This is a genomic window from Nocardia sp. NPDC003999, assembly GCF_053604885.1.
In genome coordinates, this window is sequence record NZ_JBSGIB010000003.1 from 293411 (window position 1) to 308782 (window position 15372).

The following is a 15372-nucleotide window of genomic DNA, read 5'->3' on the forward strand; positions in this document are numbered from 1 at the left end:
GAAACATCACAGTCTTGGGAGGTAGATCATGGGCAGTCTGAGCATCTGGCACTGGCTGATCATTGCGGTGGTCTTCGTGATGTTCTTCGGCGCGAAGCGGATGCCCGACGCGGCCCGCAGTTTGGGCCGATCGTTGCGCATCTTCAAGAGCGAGGTCAGTCAGATGCAGAACGAGAGCAACGCGCCAACCAGCGGCGCGCAGGCTCAGCAGCCCGCACCGCAGTTGCCCGCCGCGCAGCAGCCGACGCAGCAGGCCACCGAGCCCCGCACCGAGCAGAAATCGGTCTGAGCGGAGCCGCTCGCGCCGGAGTGAGGAAGAACTCACTCCGGACTCAGTGCTGTTGCCGAGCCGTGCGAGGCACGTGAACCCAGGGGCGATCACCAACCATGCGAATCCCGTTCGATCCGCGGCGCAGTAAGCGCAGGACCAATCCCGACGGCACCATGTCGTTGGTCGAGCATCTGCAGGAGCTGCGTTACCGGTTGCTGGTGTCGATCGCCGCGGTGATCGCGACGACGGTGCTCGGGTTCCTGTGGTACGGGCACGGGTTCCTCGGGATCGAGAGCCTCGGTGAGATCCTGCGCGGGCCGTATTGCTCGCTGCCCTCGTCGGCCCGTGCGTCGTTGACCCCGGACGGCGAGTGCCGTCTGCTGGCGACCGCGCCGTTCGAGCAGTTCACGCTGCGGTTGAAGGTCGGCCTGACCGCAGGCGTGGTGCTGGCGGCGCCGATCTGGCTGTACCAGTTGTGGGCGTTCATCACCCCGGGGCTGTACGCGAAGGAGCGCAAGTACGCGGTCGGGTTCGTCTCCTCGGGCACGGTGTTGTTCGCCGCCGGCGCGGTGCTGGCCTACGTGGTGATCGCGCACGCGTTGAGCTTCTTGCTGACCATCGGCGACAACGTGCAGATCACGGCGTTGAGCGGGTCGCAATATTTCTCGTTCATCATCCAGTTGCTGATCATCTTCGGGGTGAGTTTCGAGACGCCGTTGCTGATCGTCGGGTTGAACCTGGTCGGCGTGCTGACCTACGAGCGCCTGAAGGCGTGGCGGCGGGGGATCACCTTCGGGTTGTTCGTCTTCGCGGCGATCGTGACTCCGCAGGATCCCTTCTCGATGCTGGCGCTGGCCTTGGCGTTGACGGTGTTGTTCGAGGTGGCGATCCAGTTCTCCCGGGTCAACGACCTGCGCCGGGCGCGCAAGGAGCGCGAGGGCTGGGGTGCGCTGTCGGACGAGGAGGCCTCCGAACTCGGCGCCCCGTCACCGATCGATCCGGCCGGGTCGATCGGTACGCCCGCGGAGAAATCCGCACGACCGGTGTCGGACTACTCCGATACGCTCTGACGAGTGACAGTTGACCGGTCGCAGACGGGCGAGTTGACCGCATTTTCCGCCGAGCTGAAGTTCCGGCTGGATCCGTTTCAGCGCGAAGCCTGTGCGGCGCTCGAAGAAGGCCACAGCGTACTCGTCTGTGCCCCCACCGGCGCGGGAAAGACGGTCGTCGGTGAGTTCGCCGTTCACCTGGCGCTGGCGGCGGGCGGGAAGTGCTTCTACACCACGCCCATCAAGGCGCTGTCGAACCAGAAGTTCGCCGACCTCACCGAGCGTCACGGCCGCGACCAGGTCGGACTGCTGACCGGCGACCAATCGATCAATCCCGACGCGCCGGTGGTCGTCATGACCACCGAGGTGCTGCGCAACATGCTCTACGCCTCCTCGGACGCGCTGCGCGGGCTTTCCTATGTCGTGATGGACGAGGTGCACTACCTCGCCGACCGGTTCCGCGGCGCGGTGTGGGAGGAGGTCATCCTGCACCTGTCCCCGGACGTGCGGCTGGTCAGCCTTTCGGCCACGGTGAGCAACGCCGAGGAGTTCGGCGCCTGGATGGAGACCGTGCGCGGCGACACCGCGGTGGTGGTCGACGAGACCAGGCCGGTTCCGCTGTGGCAGCACGTCATGGTGGGACGGCGGATGTTCGACCTGTTCGACACCAAATCCACCGAGCAGAAGGTGCTCGTCGACGAAGACCTGGTGCGGTTCATCCGCCACCGTGAGGCGGCCGACCGGATGAACAGCTGGGGCGCCCCGCGCAACGGCCGCGGTGGCCCGCGCCGGGATTTCCGCCCGCTGCCGCGGCCGGAGGTGCTCGCCAAGCTGGACGAAGAGGGCTTGCTGCCCGCGATCACGTTCATCTTCAGCCGGGCGGGATGCGACGGCGCGCTCGCGCAGTGCCTGCGCTCGCGGCTGGATCTGAGTCGGCCGGAGGAGCGCGACGAGGTCGACGCGATCATCGACAAGCACACCGGCGATCTGCCCAAGGCCGATCTGGAGGTGCTCGGCTACTGGGAGTGGCGTGAGGCGCTGCACCGCGGCCTCGCCGCGCATCACGCCGGGATGCTGCCCGCGTTCCGGCACACCGTCGAAGAGCTGTTCGTCAACGGGCTGGTGCGTGCCGTCTTCGCCACCGAGACGCTGGCGCTCGGCATCAACATGCCCGCCCGCACGGTGGTGCTGGAACGGCTAATCAAGTTCAACGGCGAGTCGCACGCGGAGCTCACGCCCGGGGAGTACACCCAGCTGACCGGGCGTGCGGGGCGGCGCGGCATCGACGTCGAAGGTCACGCGGTGGTGTTGTGGCAGCCCGAGGTGGACACCAGCGCGGTCGCCGGTCTGGCCTCGACGCGTACCTATCCGCTGCGCAGCTCGTTCCGGCCGGGCTACAACATGTCGATCAACCTCATCGATCGGATGGGTGCCGACGAGTCGCGCGCCCTGCTGGAGCGATCGTTCGCCCAGTTCCAGGCGGATCGGTCGGTGGTCGGGCTGGTGCGCGGCATCGAGCGCAACGAGGGAGCGCTGCGCAAGTTGCGCGACCAGCTCGGCGGTGCCGAAGGCGGGTTCCTCGAGTACCTGTCGCTGCGCGAGCGGATCAGGCAGCGGGAGCGGCAGTTGGCCCAGCAGAGCCGTGCCGACCGGCGCGGCGCCGCCGTAGACGCGCTCGGCGCGCTGCGGCGCGGTGACGTGGTGGCGATTCCGTCCGGCCGCCGCGCCGGGCTCGCGGTGATCCTGGAGCCGGACGCGACGCCGGGCGATCCGCGGCCGCTGGTGCTCACCGAGGACAAGTGGGCCGGACGGGTTTCGGTCGCCGACTTCCCGGTGCCCGCCGAGGCGCTCGGGCACATGCGGCTGCCGCGCCGGGTGGATCACCGCACCGCGCGCATCCGCCGCGACCTGGCCTCCGCGCTGCGCAGCACGGGAATCTCGGTGCCGGGCAGGCCACGTCGCGGCAGGCAGTCCGCCGCGGCCGACGACCGGGAACTGGCCACCTTGCGCCGGAGCCTGCGTGCCCATCCGGCGCACTCCAGGCCCGATCGCGAGCAGCTGGCCCGGATCGGCGAGCGCTACAACCGGTTGCAGCGCGAAACTGAGGCGATGCGCCAGAAGGTTGCCGCGACCACCAATTCGCTGGCGCGCACGTTCGATCGGATCCTCGGTCTGCTGGAGGAACGTGGATTCGTGCACGAGAGCGAGGTGACCGGGGACGGACGCCGGTTGGCGCGCATCTACGCGGAAAGCGATCTGCTGGTAGCCGAATGCCTGAGGAAGGGGTTGTGGCGCGGTCTCGGCCCGGCCGAACTGGCCGGTGTGGTCTCGATCCTGGTGTACGAATCCCGCCAGGAGGGCGGCTATCTCGGCGCGACCGGACCGACGGCTCCGATCCGGCGCGCGGTAGGCGCGACCATCGGCGTCTGGTCCGAGCTGCGCTCCGACGAGGCGCGACACAAGCTGCCGCCGACCAGGGAACCCGATCTCGGTTTCGTCGACGGCATTTACAAATGGGCGCGCGGCGACGGGTTGGCCGAGTCGTTGCTCGCCAGCGGCGACCAAGGCGCGCCGCTGTCGGCCGGTGACTTCGTGCGTTGGTGCAGGCAGGTGATCGATCTGCTCGATCAGATCCACGGCACCGCCGACGATCTCGAGGTCGCCGCCACCGCGGCCAAGGCGGTGCGGGCGATCCGGCGAGGCGTCGTGGCGGTGGACGCCGCCTGAGCGGCGTGAGTGCCGGGCACGCGGCGGGCGGCAATATCAACACGGCGGATTCGATTGTGATTTGATTTCTTTCGCGTACCGACCGTGGCGGAGTAGTCGTGTCATGCGACGAGGCCCACGCGGGGGGCTACCGTGTGTACAACGATGCGAGTGGAGGCAAGCAAATGAGCGGCCCTTACGGACCGAACGACCCCGGGGAGGGACGCAACGATCCCACCCAGCAGTGGGGTGGACAGCAGGCGCCGGGCGGGTCCGGTCCCACGCAGCAGTGGAGCGGTCAGCCGCAGACCCCGGCCTCGGCGCAGCCGACCCAGCACTGGGGTGAGCAGCAACCTCAGCAGCAATGGGGACAGCCCCAGCAGCAGTGGGGCCAGCAACCGCAGCAGCCGCAGCAACCGCAGTGGGGCCAGCAGCCCGCTCAGGGCCAGCAGCCGCAGTGGGGCCAACCGCAGCAGCAGGACTGGGGTCAGCAGGGGCAGCAGCCGCAGTGGGGGCAGCCGCAGCAGCAGTGGGGCGCTCCCGGACAGCAGCCTCCGCAGCAGGGCGGCAAGAACAAAGGCCTGATCATCGGGCTGTCGGTGCTCGGTGTCGCCGTGGTCGGCGCGATCGTCGCGCTCGTGCTCGTGTTGACCGCCAAGGACCAGTTGGACCAGGCCGCCGTGCAGGACGGCGTGAAGAAGGTGTTGTCGGATTCCTACGGCATCCAGGACATCAGCGACGTCTCCTGCCCCTCCGGCCAGGAAGTCAAGGTCGACGCCACCTTCGAATGCAGCGTGAAGGTCAGCGGCGAGGCCAAGAAGGTGAGCATCAAGATCACCAAGGACGACGGCACCTACGAGGTCGGTCGCCCCAGCTGAGCTGTGTTCGTTTCTCCAGCGCCCGCGGCGCTGGGTGTTCGCGGCCCTCTGATGGCTCGTTTTTGCGCGAGCCGGGCCGCGGACGGCGGATGCTCGGTCTCGCTTCGCTCGGAACCTGTGGCAGAGGTGAGCTGGGAGTGTCAGGCCGCGCGCGGACCTCGGCGTTCGCTTTCGCCAGCGGAGGGAAGCCATACCGCCGATTGGTGGCGGACCTCAGAGTGGTTTCGGCGACGGTAGTGCAGACGGGGGTGAGCAGGAGTGGTCGCGTGCAACTGCCGCCGATGGCTTCGGTAGCGGACACCGATGCTGGTTGGGGCGGGTGTCAGAGCGGATGCCGCTCTCGTTCGGCAGCCACGAGCCGCGAGTCCGGACGTCGAGTGCTCGGTTGCGCATCGGATGGCTCTTCGCGACGGGTGCGACCAGCTTCCGGGTCAGGCGGTGCGGGTGGCGAGTGCCGTGATCAGGCGGGTGACCGGGCTTTCCGCGTTGTAGGCGGTGGCGAGGGCGTGTAGGCGGGCCGGGTCGGCCGGTTCGGTGCGGAGGACGTCGTCGCGGGACAGGGCTACCTCGGCGTCGCAGACCACCCGCACGACCGGTGCGGCGGCCTTCAAGTAGTCCTCGGCGGCGCGCAGCCGGGCACGCACGCCTTGCGACAGGTCGGCGCCGGGGTCCTCGACGGCCGCGACGAGGGCGTCCAGGGAGCCGAAACGGGAGATCAAGGCGGCGGCGGATTTCTCGCCGATGCCTGCCACTCCGGGCAATCCGTCCGAGGCGTCGCCGCGCAGCGTCGCCATGTCGGCATAAGCCGGGCCTGCGTTCCGCTGCGGCACACCGTACTTCGCCGACACCTCGGCCGGGCCGAACAATTCCGCCTTGGCCAGCCCCCGTCCGGCGTAGAACACCCGTACCGGTGGCGCGGGCTCGTCCCGGACGAGCTGCAGCAAGTCACGATCGCCGCTGACCACGACCACCTCGTCGGTGCGCTCACGAGTCGCCAGGGTGCCCAGCACGTCGTCGGCTTCCAAGCCCTCCGCCCCTCCGGTCGCGATCCCTGCGGCGTCGAGCACCTCGAGGATCATCTCGACCTGCGGGGTGAGCCTGTCGGGAACGGTCTCGGCGCCGGGTGCGGCATCGGGCGACGTGTCCAGCCGGTGTGCCTTGTAGGACGGGACCAGCTCGACTCGATACGCCGGGCGCCAGTCCAGATCCAGGCACACCACCAGTCGGCTCGGGTCGAACCGGGTGATCAGCGACGCCACCATGTCGGTGAAACCACGCAGCGCGTTCACCGACCGGCCGTCGGGTGCGGTGATCTTGTCGGGGATGGCGTGGAAGGCGCGGAACCACAGACTGGCTCCGTCCAACAGCAGCAGGGGCCCACCGGAAGCAGAGGTCACGGGCTGAGGCTACTCGGTCGCACCGACACCACCCTGGCGAAGTTCGGCGTTCGCCGGGCCCGCCCGGCGGGTAACGTCGGACGAATGAGCTCGCATACGGATTCGAGGTTCGCGGCGGACGTCTACGGTGCACGGCTGGAGCGGGCGGTGGAGCTGATGCGGGCCGCCCACCTCGATGCCCTGCTGATCACTCCCGGCCCCGACCTGCGCTACCTGATCGGCTCGGCGGCCGAGTCGTTCGAGCGACTGACCTGCCTGGTGATCCCCGCCGACGGTGCGACGCCGTCGGTCGTGATCCCGAAATTGGAGCTGGCGTCGCTGGAGGGCTCCGCGGCGGGCGAACTGGGTCTGCAAGTGCTGGACTGGGTCGACGGAACCAACCCGTACGCGCTGGTGAAGTCAGCGCTGCACGTGGGTTCCCGGGTGGCCGTGGCCGATGTCATGCCCGCACTGCATCTGCTGCCGCTGGCCGAGTCGTTCACCGGCCTGCCGGTGTCCGCCACTCCCGTCCTGCGCGAACTGCGCATGATCAAGGACCCGGCCGAGGTGGACGCGCTGCGCCGGGCGGGTGCGGCGATCGACCGGGTGCACGCGCGGATGGGCGAGTTCTTGCAGGTGGGGCGTACCGAGGCGGAGGTCGGCCGCGATATCGAGGCCGCGATCGTGGCCGAGGGGCACACCGAGGCGGCGTTCGTCATCGTCGGCAGCGGTCCGCACGGGGCGGACCCGCATCACGGCGTGTCCGAGCGCCGGATCGAGGCAGGCGATGTGGTGGTCGTCGACATCGGCGGCCCGGTCGAACCCGGCTATTACTCCGATTCCACCCGGACCTATGTCCTGGGCGAGCCCGATCCGGAGATCGCCGCCCGCTTCGCCGAGCTGGAACGCGCGCAGGCCGCGGCGGTCGCGGCCGTCCGCCCGGGCGTCACCGCGGCCGCGGTCGACGACGCGGCGCGAAACCCCTTGACCGAAGCCGGTTTCGGGCCCGCATTCGTACACCGTACCGGGCACGGCATCGGCCTGTCGGTGCACGAGGAGCCCTACATCGTCGCGGGCAACGACCTCGTCCTGCAGCCCGGCATGGCATTCAGCGTGGAGCCCGGCATCTACTTCCGCGGCGAGTGGGGCGCGCGCATCGAGGACATCGTGATCGTCACCGACGAAGGCGGTGAATCCCTGAACAAGCGGCCGCACGGCCTGACGGTGCTGTGATCGACGGCTGACGGCGGCGCGACAGGCGTCCGGCGGAGGCGCTAAGCGCCCGCGCCGTCCCCGGCCGGTGCGACCAGCGTGCTGCTGGACAGGACGCGCCGGACCTGGATGGCGATCACCACGCGGGTCGGGTTCTCCCGGGGCACGCGATAACGACCCGCGTACCGCTCGACCGCCTCGGCCACCTCGTCGGGTGCCTCGAGCACAGTGGCCGGGCCCTCCAGCGTGAGCCACCGGATGCCGTCGACCTGGCTGACCGCCGCGTAGCCGGAGCGGCGCACGTTGCGTACCTTCACCGACCCGTCGTTGGTGATCACGCGCGCGATCCCGGCCTCTTGGTCCCAGGTGAATCCCACCGCCACCACATGGGGCGTTCCGTCCGCACGCAAGGTCGTCAGCGTGGCGAGGTGCCGTTCGGCGACGAACTCGAGGGCGGCGGGCGAGAGCTCAGCAGTACTCGTCGGCATCCTCCGACCGTAGCCGTCGGCGCCCGCCCCCGCCGCACCAGCCCGAACCGCGCCGGTGCGCGATGACGAGCTCCGCCCGTGCCAATGACAGACTGAGGCGCATGGGAACGCGTGGTTTGTCCGACGGGACCGTGCTGCTGCTGGGCGGGCGGAGCGAGATCGGACTCGAGGTGGCGCGACGGCTGGCGCCGGGACGAGCGGTGGTTCTGGCGGCCCGGCGCAGCGGCGAATTGGACGAGCAGCGCGCGGAGATCACCGCGGCGGGCGCGAGTGAAGTGCACACCGTCGAATTCGACGCCGACGACATGGCGGGTCATCCGGCGTTGCTGGAAAAAATCGCCGCCGAGCACGGGCCGATCGGGATCGCGGTGCTCGCCTTCGGTGTGCTCGGCGATCAGCAGCGCGCCGAGCGGGATCCCGCCCACGCGGCGGCGATCCTGCATACCGACTTCGTCGCCCAGGCCGGCGTTCTCACCACGGTGGCGAATCTTTTGCGCGCGCGAGGGGCGGGACAGATCGTCGTGTTCAGCTCGGTCGCCGGTGTGCGGGTCCGGCGCGCGAACTACGTCTACGGTTCGGCCAAAGCGGGACTCGACGGATTCGCCTCCGGTCTCGCGGACGCCCTGCACGGCACTGGCGTGCGGTTGCTGCTGGTCCGTCCCGGGTTCGTGATCGGGCGGATGACCGAGGGGATGTCCCCGGCGCCGTTCTCCAGCACGCCGGATCAGGTTGCCGACGCGGTGGTCAAGGGTCTGCGCCGGGGCGCGAGCCGAGTCTGGGTGCCCGGAATCCTGCGGCCGGTGTTCTTCGCGATGCGACTGCTGCCACAACCGGTCTGGCGTCGGATGCCCCGATGAGCGCCGCGCCCGGGTCGTGGACAGGAAAACCGGTCACGGTCGTCGGCATCGGCGCCGACGGCTGGGACGGCCTCGGTCGCGCCGCGCGGGAGGCCGTCGGTGACGCCGAGGTCTTGTTCGGTTCCGTGCGCCAGCTCGCGCTCGTGCCGCCCACCGTGGCGGCGCACCGGGTGACGTGGCCGTCGCCTCTACTGCCCGCGCTGCCCGGCCTGCTCGAACGGCATGGCGGGGCGCGGTTGTGCGTGCTGGCCAGCGGCGATCCGATGTTCTACGGAATCGGCGTAACCTTGGCTCGATTGCTGGGCGCGCAGGCGCTGCGGGTGCTGCCGCAACCGTCTTCCGCCTCCCTGGCCTGCGCCCGCCTCGGCTGGCCGCTGGCCGAAACACCGGTGGTCAGCGTGGTCGGGCGTCCGTTGGCGACGGTGCTGCCCGAGCTGGCCGACGGCAGGCGGCTGCTGGTGCTCAGCGCCGACGAGCACACACCGCGGGATCTGGCGCGACTGCTCGGGGGCCACGGTTTCGGCGGTTCGGAGCTGACGGTACTCGAGCAACTGGGCGGTTCCGCCGAACGGCGCCGCGCCGGAATCGCGCAGCAGTGGGAACACCCGCCGGGCGACCCGCTGAACGTCGTGGCGATCACCTGCTCGGCCGACCCGGACCGGCCGCGCGCCACTCGCCTGCCCGGACTGCCGGACGAATTGTTCGGCGGCGACGGCCAGCTCACCAAGCACGAGGTCCGCGCGCTGACGCTGGCGGCCCTGGCGCCCGCGCCCGGGGAATTGCTGTGGGATGTGGGCGGCGGTTCGGGCAGCATCGCCATCGAATGGTGCCGGGCGCATGCGGGGAACCGGGCCGTCGCGTTCGAGCGGCTCGAGCGCAGGCGACGCCAGATCGCCGACAATGCCACGGTTCTGGGCGTGCCGCACATCCAGGTGCGCGGCGAAGTGCGTGGCGAACTCGCCGCCGATACCGGAATCGCCGCGCCCGACGCGATTTTCGTCGGTGGGGGCCTGACTCAGGATGGCGTGCTCGAGACATGCTGGGCGCAGTTGCGTCAGGGCGGCAGGCTCGTCGCGAACGCGGTCACAGCGGAATCGGAATCGTTGCTACTCAACTGGTCGAACGCCCAGGGCGGCATATTGCGGAAGTTCCAGATCTATCGCGGAGAACCACTGGGCTCCTTCACCACCTGGCGTCCGCAGCTTCCGGTCACACAGTGGTCGGTGGTGAAGACCGCGCGATCCTTCCCCGCGGAGGCGTGAACACGTTACCGGTCACGCGGTAGGGTCGGGGCCGAGTTCCGATCATTGATCGGAAATCCGATTCCTGTTGGGGAGATAGATGAGATACAAGAAGTTCGCCGCTACCGCATTGCTGGCTGTCGCCGCTACCGGAGTGGCCGCCGGTACTTCCTACGCCGCCCCGGTGCCGCCCGCGGTGCAGGACCAGGCCGCTGCGGCGCCCACCGTCACCGGCAGCGATCAGGGCGTCGGTTACGCGCTGCAACTCACCGACGCGGGCAAGTCGGTGGTCACCAGCGTGACCGGTGGCGCGTTCAGCGTCGACACCGACAACCGGGCGGTCACACTGAAGAACTCCGCGGGCGAGACCGTCACCAGCATTCCGCTCACCGCGACGGCCAAGGGGCAGGAGGTCCGGATCGCCGCGGCCGTCGCCGACGAGGGCAGGCAGCTCACGCTGACGCCGCAGGTCGCGCCGACCGCGAACGCGCCGGTCGCCGCCGAGTTCATCGGCGCGCAGGAGTGGTTCTTCGCCGAACTGCAGCGCGCCTCGCTCGGCGCTCTGGTCGGTGGCCTGATCGGCGCCGCCATCGGCATCGTGTTCTTCGGTGTCGGCATCCTGCCGGGCGCGGTGCTCGGCGCGCTGATCGGTCTGGCCGTCGCGGGCGGGCCGTCGCTGCTGAACGCGGGTATCGCCTACTTCAGCGGCCAGCCCTGAGAATTCTGATTCTGGGCGGCACCCGGGAAGCGCGGGAGTTGGCCCACATCGCTTCCGGCGAGCGAGGATTCGAGATCGTGTCCTCGCTCGCCGGTCGTGTGCGCGCACCCTTGCTGCCCGAGGGCGAGGTCCGCGTCGGCGGCTTCGGGGGCGCCGAAGGACTACGCGCCTGGCTCGCGGCCAACGACGTGGCCGCGATGGTCGACGCCACCCATCCGTTCGCGGCGGCCATCAGCGCCAACGCGGCAGTCGCCGCGCGAGCTTCGGGTGTGCCGCTGTTGCACCTGCGCCGGCCCAGGTGGGTCGAGCAGGCAGGGGACCGCTGGATGCGTGTACCTGATCTCCCCACGGCCGCGACGGCAGTCGGCACGTTCGGCGAGCGCGTGTTCCTGACCATCGGCAGACAAGGCGTCGACGCGTTCGCGGGACTCGACCGGCCCTGGTTTCTGATTCGTGCCATCGACCCGCCGGAGGGCGCGCTGCCGCCGCGGCACGAATTGCTCCTCGCCCGTGGGCCGTTCGCGGTGCAGGACGAAGCGCGGCTGCTCGCGGAGTATCGGATCGACGCGCTCGTCACGAAGGACAGCGGCGGGGAGCAGACGGAGGCCAAGCTCGCCGCCGCCCGCGCCGCGGGCATCCCGGTGGTCGTGGTGGACCGCCCGCCGCTGCCCGAGGGCGCGCGGATCGTGGAATCCTCTGCGCAAGCGCTGGATTGGCTGCGCATCCGGCGAGCCCGGCGCGGCTGAGACGTTCCGGCTCGCGACGAGCCGGAGAGATCAGCCGCCGAGAATTTCCGGCAGATGATCGAACCAGTCCAGCACCGTGCGCTCGTAGCGAATCCCGAAATCCAACGTGGCGCGGGCGAATGCGGACTTAACCTCCGGGTCTTCGGCGAGATACCGGGTGAGCCGCGCCTGATGGATCTCCCGGTTGGCGGCGATGATGCCGTCGAGCCGATCGCGATCGAGATGCTCGCCGAAGGAGAGCGTGAGCAGCAACGGCACCCGGATGGTTTCCCCGCCGGGATCGCGGACGACCCATTCCAGGAACGCTTCCCGGCCCGCGTCGGTGATGTGGTAGGGGGTGCGCTCCCTGGCGCCGGTCTCGCCCTTCTCGACGAGTCCCGCCGCGTCCATGGTGGCGAGTTCCCGGTAGACCTGGCTCTGGGTGATGGTCCAGAAGTCGCCGATGCGCTCCTGGGCCTCGGTCACCAGATCCCATCCCGACATCGCGCCTTCGTGCAGAAATCCGAGCAACGACGCCGCCGTCGAGTTCAGTGGTTTGCGCTTGGTCGCGGTGTTGGTCAACGACTGCTCCCTTCGCTCTCAACATTCCATAATGGAATGTTACCGGAACGTGGTGGGTCAGGCGTCGCCGGTCAGCTTGTCGAGCCGGGCGAGCACCTGCGCCATTCCCTGCTCCAGCCGTGCCTGTCCTTGTTCGAGCTGCGCCTGGCCGCGAGCGAGCGCGGCTTGGCCCTGTTCCAGACGGACCTGTCCTTGTTCGAGCACGGTCACCCTGCGGTTGAGTTCGCCCACATTCTCGCGCAGGTCTCCGACGTCCTGGCGCAGCTCGCCGACGGCTTCGCCGAGGGTTTCCGCGCGCAGGTCGATCCGGCCGATGCCGTCGAGCGTCTTCCTGGTCAGCACCGCGAGTTCGTTGAGGACCTCGCCCTGTTCGTCGAGTGCCTGTTCGCTCGCGGTGGCCCTGGCCTCCAAGGCTCGGGCGCGCAGCGTCAGCTCCGACAGTGTCGCGGCCAAGGTCCCTCCGATCTGCTTCGGTGCGTCAGGCGATACTACGCGTCGCCGGCGGCCGCGTCGCGCGTGCGGCCGTAGCGGCGGGAGGTGAAGACCCGGGTGCCCGTACCGGTTTCCAGCGCCGTGGTGGTGGACGCGCCGACGATCAGCAGCGTCCGCATGTCCACTTCCGCGGGGTCGAGGTCGCCCAGCGGCACCACCCGGACCGACTCGGTGGGCCCGCCGACGTCGCGCCCGATGACGACGGGCGTGTCGGGCTTGCGATGCTCCAGCAGCAGATCCCGCATCGCGCCCACCTGCCAGGTGCGTTGCGAGGATGCCGGATTGTAGATCGCGATCGCCATGTCGGCCGCAGCGACCGCCGAAAGGCGCTGCGCCACTACCTCCCACGGCTTGAGCCGATCGGAGAGCGAGATCATCGCGTAGTCGTGCCCGAGCGGCGCGCCCACCCGGCTGGCCACCGCGTTGGCCGCGGTGAGCCCGGGCAGCACCCGCACCGGCACCGCGCGCCACTGCGGGTCGGCGGATTCCTCCAGCACCGCCGCCGCCATCGCGAAGACGCCGGGATCCCCCGAGGAGACGACCGCGACCCGCGCGCCCCGCTTGGCCAGGTCCAAGGCCATGGCCGCGCGCTCGGACTCGACCCGGTTGTCGCTGGGATGACGACGCTGGCCCGGGCGTTCGGGCACCCGGTTCAAATAGGTGGTGTAGCCGACCAGGTCGGTCGCCTCTGCCAATGCCGCGCGCACCTCGTCGGTGGTCCACTCGGGCGCGCCGGGACCCAGGCCCACCACCACGACCTCACCGACCCCCTCGGCATCGCGGTCACGCTGAACGGTCTCCTCTTCGAGGCGGGGCAGCGGCGTGGTCGGCTCGGGACCCGGCACGAGGGTGATGGCGAAGTAGGGCACCTCGGCGTCGTCCACCGCGCCCGCGTGCAGCACGCGCTGTTCGGTGGTGCTCGCGCGCTCGACGTAGTACGCGCCCGCGAGTCGGCCGGAATCCGTAAGAGCCTGGCGCACACCGGGATACGTGCGTCCCAGTTTCATGATCGCGGCGGCGTCGGTGCTGCGCAGCCGCCGGGTGAGCTCGTCGACCGGCATGGTGCCCGGCAGCACGGTGAGCACCTGCTCGCCCTCGACCAGCGGTGTGCCCAGCGCCGCCGACGCCGCGCTCACGGACGTGATGCCGGGGATGATCTCGGCTTCGAACCGGTCGGCCAGGCGCCGGTGCATGTGCATATAGGAGCTGTAGAACAGCGGGTCGCCCGCGGCGAGCAGCGCGACCGAACGGCCCGCGGCGAGGTGCTCGGCCAGCCGCTCGGCGGCCTGTTCGTAGAACTCGTCGATCGCACCCTGATAACCGCCGGGATGGTCGGTCGTCTCGGTGGTCACCGGGTAGACGAGATGCTCTTCCAGTTGGCCGGGGCGCAGGTACGGCGCCGCGATACGGCGGGAGATGCTGCGGCCGTGGCGCGCGCTGTGGAACGCGATCACGTCGGCCGCGCCGATCACGTTGGCCGCCTTGACCGTCACCAGTTCCGGATCGCCCGGACCGAGTCCGACGCCCCACAGCTTGCCCGGAGTGCTCATTCCTGTTCGCTCGCAATCGCGTTCAGCGCGGACGCGGTGATGGCGCTGCCGCCGCGCCTGCCGCGCACGGTGAGGTATTCGACGCCGCCGAACTCGATCAGCGCGTCCTTCGATTCGGCCGCGCCGACGAAGCCGACCGGAATGCCGAGCACGGCGGCGGGCCGGGGCGCTCCCGCGTCGAGCAGGTCGAGCAGGTGGAACAGCGCCGTGGGCGCGTTGCCGATCGCGACGACGGCGCCGTCGAGACGGTCGCGCCACAGTTCGAGCGCGGCGGCGGAGCGGGTCGTGCCCCTGGCGGCGGCCAACTCCGGCACGCGCGGGTCGGCGAGGGTGCACAGCACCTCGTTGTCGGCGGGCAGTCGTTTCCTGGTCACGCCGGAGGCAACCATGGTGGCATCGCAGAGAATCGGCGCGCCCGCGCGCAGCGCTGCCCGCGCCGAGGCGACGACGCCGGGGGAGAAGGCGATGTCCGCGGCGAGATCCACCTGACCGCAGCCATGGATCATCCGCACTGCCACCTGCGCCACGTCCGGCGGGAATCCGCTCAGGTCGGCCTCGGCGCGGATCGTCGCGAACGAGCGACGGTAGATCTCGGCCCCGTCGGTCAGATAGCTGGCACGTACGTCGGACATGCGGTCCACCATATGGGTGCGGGTCCGGACAGATCGGTCCGGGTCGGGCGCTTCGCATCCCGGGCCCGGCGGCCGGACACCGAGGGGCGGGGCCGCCGGATCAGGTCCGCGGACGCTTGAGAATCCGGGACATGACGATGGCGCTGCGGGTACGCCCCACGCGCGCGTTCTCCCTGATCCGTTCCACGGTCACCTCGATCTCGGCCATGTCGGTGGCCATCACGTGCACCAGCGCGTCGGCCTCGCCCGCGATCGTCCACACGCCGACCACCTGCGGGATCGGTTCGAGACTGCGTTTGAGTTCGGCCGGGGAGATGTTGTCGCGGTAGTACACCTCGACGTACGCCTCCGTCTTCCAGCCCAGCGCGGCGGGATTGACCAGCGCGGTGAACCCGGTGATCTGCTTGCCCGCCACCAGCCGGTCGACTCGCCGTTTCACCGCGGGCGCGGACAATCCGACCACGCCGCCGATCTCCTGGAACGAAGCCCGCGCATTCTTCAGCAATTGCTCGAGAATCCGCCGGTCGAGGTCGTCCACGTCACACCTTCTCTCGCCTTGCACAACAATTCGCTGATTTTTGCCTTCCATACGCAA

The 15372-nt window shown here is 69.8% G+C and carries 16 protein-coding genes; 9 read left to right on the forward strand and 7 right to left on the reverse strand.

Annotated elements, in window-relative coordinates; genetic code table 11:
- Window positions 1-28 precede the first annotated feature (28 nt).
- From tatA to ACWESM_RS08935, 4 genes are all read left to right on the forward strand, one after another.
- Window positions 29-289, forward strand: coding sequence for a Sec-independent protein translocase subunit TatA (tatA, locus tag ACWESM_RS08920; RefSeq protein ID WP_355077567.1), 261 nt, complete (start codon window positions 29-31; stop codon window positions 287-289).
- Window positions 290-387: 98 nt separating this feature from the next.
- Window positions 388-1341: a twin-arginine translocase subunit TatC gene (tatC, locus tag ACWESM_RS08925; RefSeq protein WP_355077569.1), complete on the forward strand. Its 954-nt coding sequence runs from the start codon at window positions 388-390 to the stop codon at window positions 1339-1341.
- A 3-nt stretch (window positions 1342-1344) separates the two neighbouring features.
- Entirely contained in the window at window positions 1345-4047 is a 2703-nt protein-coding gene (locus tag ACWESM_RS08930) for a DEAD/DEAH box helicase (RefSeq protein ID WP_452491220.1), read from the forward strand.
- Between the two features lie 164 nt (window positions 4048-4211).
- Window positions 4212-4904: a DUF4333 domain-containing protein gene (locus tag ACWESM_RS08935; RefSeq protein ID WP_379251734.1), complete on the forward strand. Its 693-nt coding sequence runs from the start codon at window positions 4212-4214 to the stop codon at window positions 4902-4904.
- A gap of 431 nt (window positions 4905-5335) precedes the next feature.
- On the opposite strand, the gene ACWESM_RS08940 is transcribed toward ACWESM_RS08935, so the two are convergent.
- Window positions 5336-6301: a 5'-3' exonuclease gene (locus ACWESM_RS08940; protein WP_452491221.1), complete on the reverse strand. Its 966-nt coding sequence runs from the start codon at window positions 6299-6301 to the stop codon at window positions 5336-5338.
- Window positions 6302-6385: 84 nt separating this feature from the next.
- Between ACWESM_RS08940 and ACWESM_RS08945 the strand changes: the two genes are divergently transcribed.
- Window positions 6386-7513, forward strand: a complete 1128-nt coding sequence (locus ACWESM_RS08945; RefSeq protein WP_356962069.1) for a M24 family metallopeptidase — start codon at window positions 6386-6388, stop codon at window positions 7511-7513.
- 41 nt (window positions 7514-7554) lie between these two features.
- Here the strand turns inward: ACWESM_RS08945 and ACWESM_RS08950 are convergent, their stop codons facing one another.
- Entirely contained in the window at window positions 7555-7980 is a 426-nt protein-coding gene (locus ACWESM_RS08950) for a PPOX class F420-dependent oxidoreductase (RefSeq protein WP_452491222.1), read from the reverse strand.
- Between the two features lie 101 nt (window positions 7981-8081).
- Here ACWESM_RS08950 and ACWESM_RS08955 point away from each other — a divergent pair, with 101 nt between their 5' ends.
- The 4 genes from ACWESM_RS08955 to ACWESM_RS08970 all read left to right on the forward strand — a co-directional run bounded on the left by ACWESM_RS08955 (window position 8082) and on the right by ACWESM_RS08970 (window position 11542).
- Entirely contained in the window at window positions 8082-8837 is a 756-nt protein-coding gene (locus ACWESM_RS08955; RefSeq protein ID WP_364428277.1) for an SDR family NAD(P)-dependent oxidoreductase, read from the forward strand.
- Window positions 8834-10099, forward strand: a complete 1266-nt coding sequence (gene cbiE, locus ACWESM_RS08960) for a precorrin-6y C5,15-methyltransferase (decarboxylating) subunit CbiE (RefSeq protein ID WP_355077584.1) — start codon at window positions 8834-8836, stop codon at window positions 10097-10099. The genes ACWESM_RS08955 and cbiE overlap by 4 nt, the downstream gene beginning before the upstream one ends.
- Before the next feature lie 79 nt (window positions 10100-10178).
- Window positions 10179-10796, forward strand: coding sequence for a hypothetical protein (locus ACWESM_RS08965; protein ID WP_355077585.1), 618 nt, complete (start codon window positions 10179-10181; stop codon window positions 10794-10796).
- A 2-nt stretch (window positions 10797-10798) separates the two neighbouring features.
- On the forward strand, window positions 10799-11542 hold the full coding sequence (locus ACWESM_RS08970; protein ID WP_452491444.1) for a cobalt-precorrin-6A reductase: 744 nt from the start codon (window positions 10799-10801) through the stop codon (window positions 11540-11542).
- A 30-nt stretch (window positions 11543-11572) separates the two neighbouring features.
- Here ACWESM_RS08970 and ACWESM_RS08975 read toward each other — a convergent pair whose 3' ends face one another.
- The 5 genes from ACWESM_RS08975 to ACWESM_RS08995 all read right to left on the reverse strand — a co-directional run bounded on the left by ACWESM_RS08975 (window position 11573) and on the right by ACWESM_RS08995 (window position 15315).
- Window positions 11573-12103, reverse strand: coding sequence for a PadR family transcriptional regulator (locus ACWESM_RS08975; RefSeq protein ID WP_452491223.1), 531 nt, complete (start codon window positions 12101-12103; stop codon window positions 11573-11575).
- A 57-nt stretch (window positions 12104-12160) separates the two neighbouring features.
- Window positions 12161-12556, reverse strand: a complete 396-nt coding sequence (locus ACWESM_RS08980) for a hypothetical protein (RefSeq protein ID WP_355077588.1) — start codon at window positions 12554-12556, stop codon at window positions 12161-12163.
- Window positions 12557-12591: 35 nt separating this feature from the next.
- The gene (cobJ, locus tag ACWESM_RS08985; RefSeq protein WP_452491224.1) at window positions 12592-14145 is read right to left on the reverse strand and encodes a precorrin-3B C(17)-methyltransferase; all 1554 of its coding nucleotides are present in this window, start codon (window positions 14143-14145) and stop codon (window positions 12592-12594) included.
- The gene (locus tag ACWESM_RS08990) at window positions 14142-14777 is read right to left on the reverse strand and encodes a precorrin-8X methylmutase (protein ID WP_355077592.1); all 636 of its coding nucleotides are present in this window, start codon (window positions 14775-14777) and stop codon (window positions 14142-14144) included. The genes cobJ and ACWESM_RS08990 overlap by 4 nt, the downstream gene beginning before the upstream one ends.
- A gap of 100 nt (window positions 14778-14877) precedes the next feature.
- The gene (locus ACWESM_RS08995) at window positions 14878-15315 is read right to left on the reverse strand and encodes an Lrp/AsnC family transcriptional regulator (protein WP_452491225.1); all 438 of its coding nucleotides are present in this window, start codon (window positions 15313-15315) and stop codon (window positions 14878-14880) included.
- Between the last annotated feature and the right edge of the window lie 57 nt (window positions 15316-15372).

Bases quoted from the DNA above. Each gene is read 5' to 3' on its own strand.
- tatA (WP_355077567.1), top strand. From the start codon at position 29: ATGGGCAGTCTGAGCATCTGGCACTGGCTGATCATTGCGGTGGTCTTC.
- tatC (WP_355077569.1), top strand. From the start codon at position 388: ATGCGAATCCCGTTCGATCCGCGGCGCAGTAAGCGCAGGACCAATCCC.
- ACWESM_RS08935 (WP_379251734.1), top strand. From the start codon at position 4,212: ATGAGCGGCCCTTACGGACCGAACGACCCCGGGGAGGGACGCAACGAT.
- ACWESM_RS08945 (WP_356962069.1), top strand. From the start codon at position 6,386: ATGAGCTCGCATACGGATTCGAGGTTCGCGGCGGACGTCTACGGTGCA.
- ACWESM_RS08950 (WP_452491222.1), bottom strand. From the start codon at position 7,980: ATGCCGACGAGTACTGCTGAGCTCTCGCCCGCCGCCCTCGAGTTCGTC.
- ACWESM_RS08955 (WP_364428277.1), top strand. From the start codon at position 8,082: ATGGGAACGCGTGGTTTGTCCGACGGGACCGTGCTGCTGCTGGGCGGG.
- cbiE (WP_355077584.1), top strand. From the start codon at position 8,834: ATGAGCGCCGCGCCCGGGTCGTGGACAGGAAAACCGGTCACGGTCGTC.
- ACWESM_RS08965 (WP_355077585.1), top strand. From the start codon at position 10,179: ATGAGATACAAGAAGTTCGCCGCTACCGCATTGCTGGCTGTCGCCGCT.
- cobJ (WP_452491224.1), bottom strand. From the start codon at position 14,145: ATGAGCACTCCGGGCAAGCTGTGGGGCGTCGGACTCGGTCCGGGCGAT.
- ACWESM_RS08990 (WP_355077592.1), bottom strand. From the start codon at position 14,777: ATGTCCGACGTACGTGCCAGCTATCTGACCGACGGGGCCGAGATCTAC.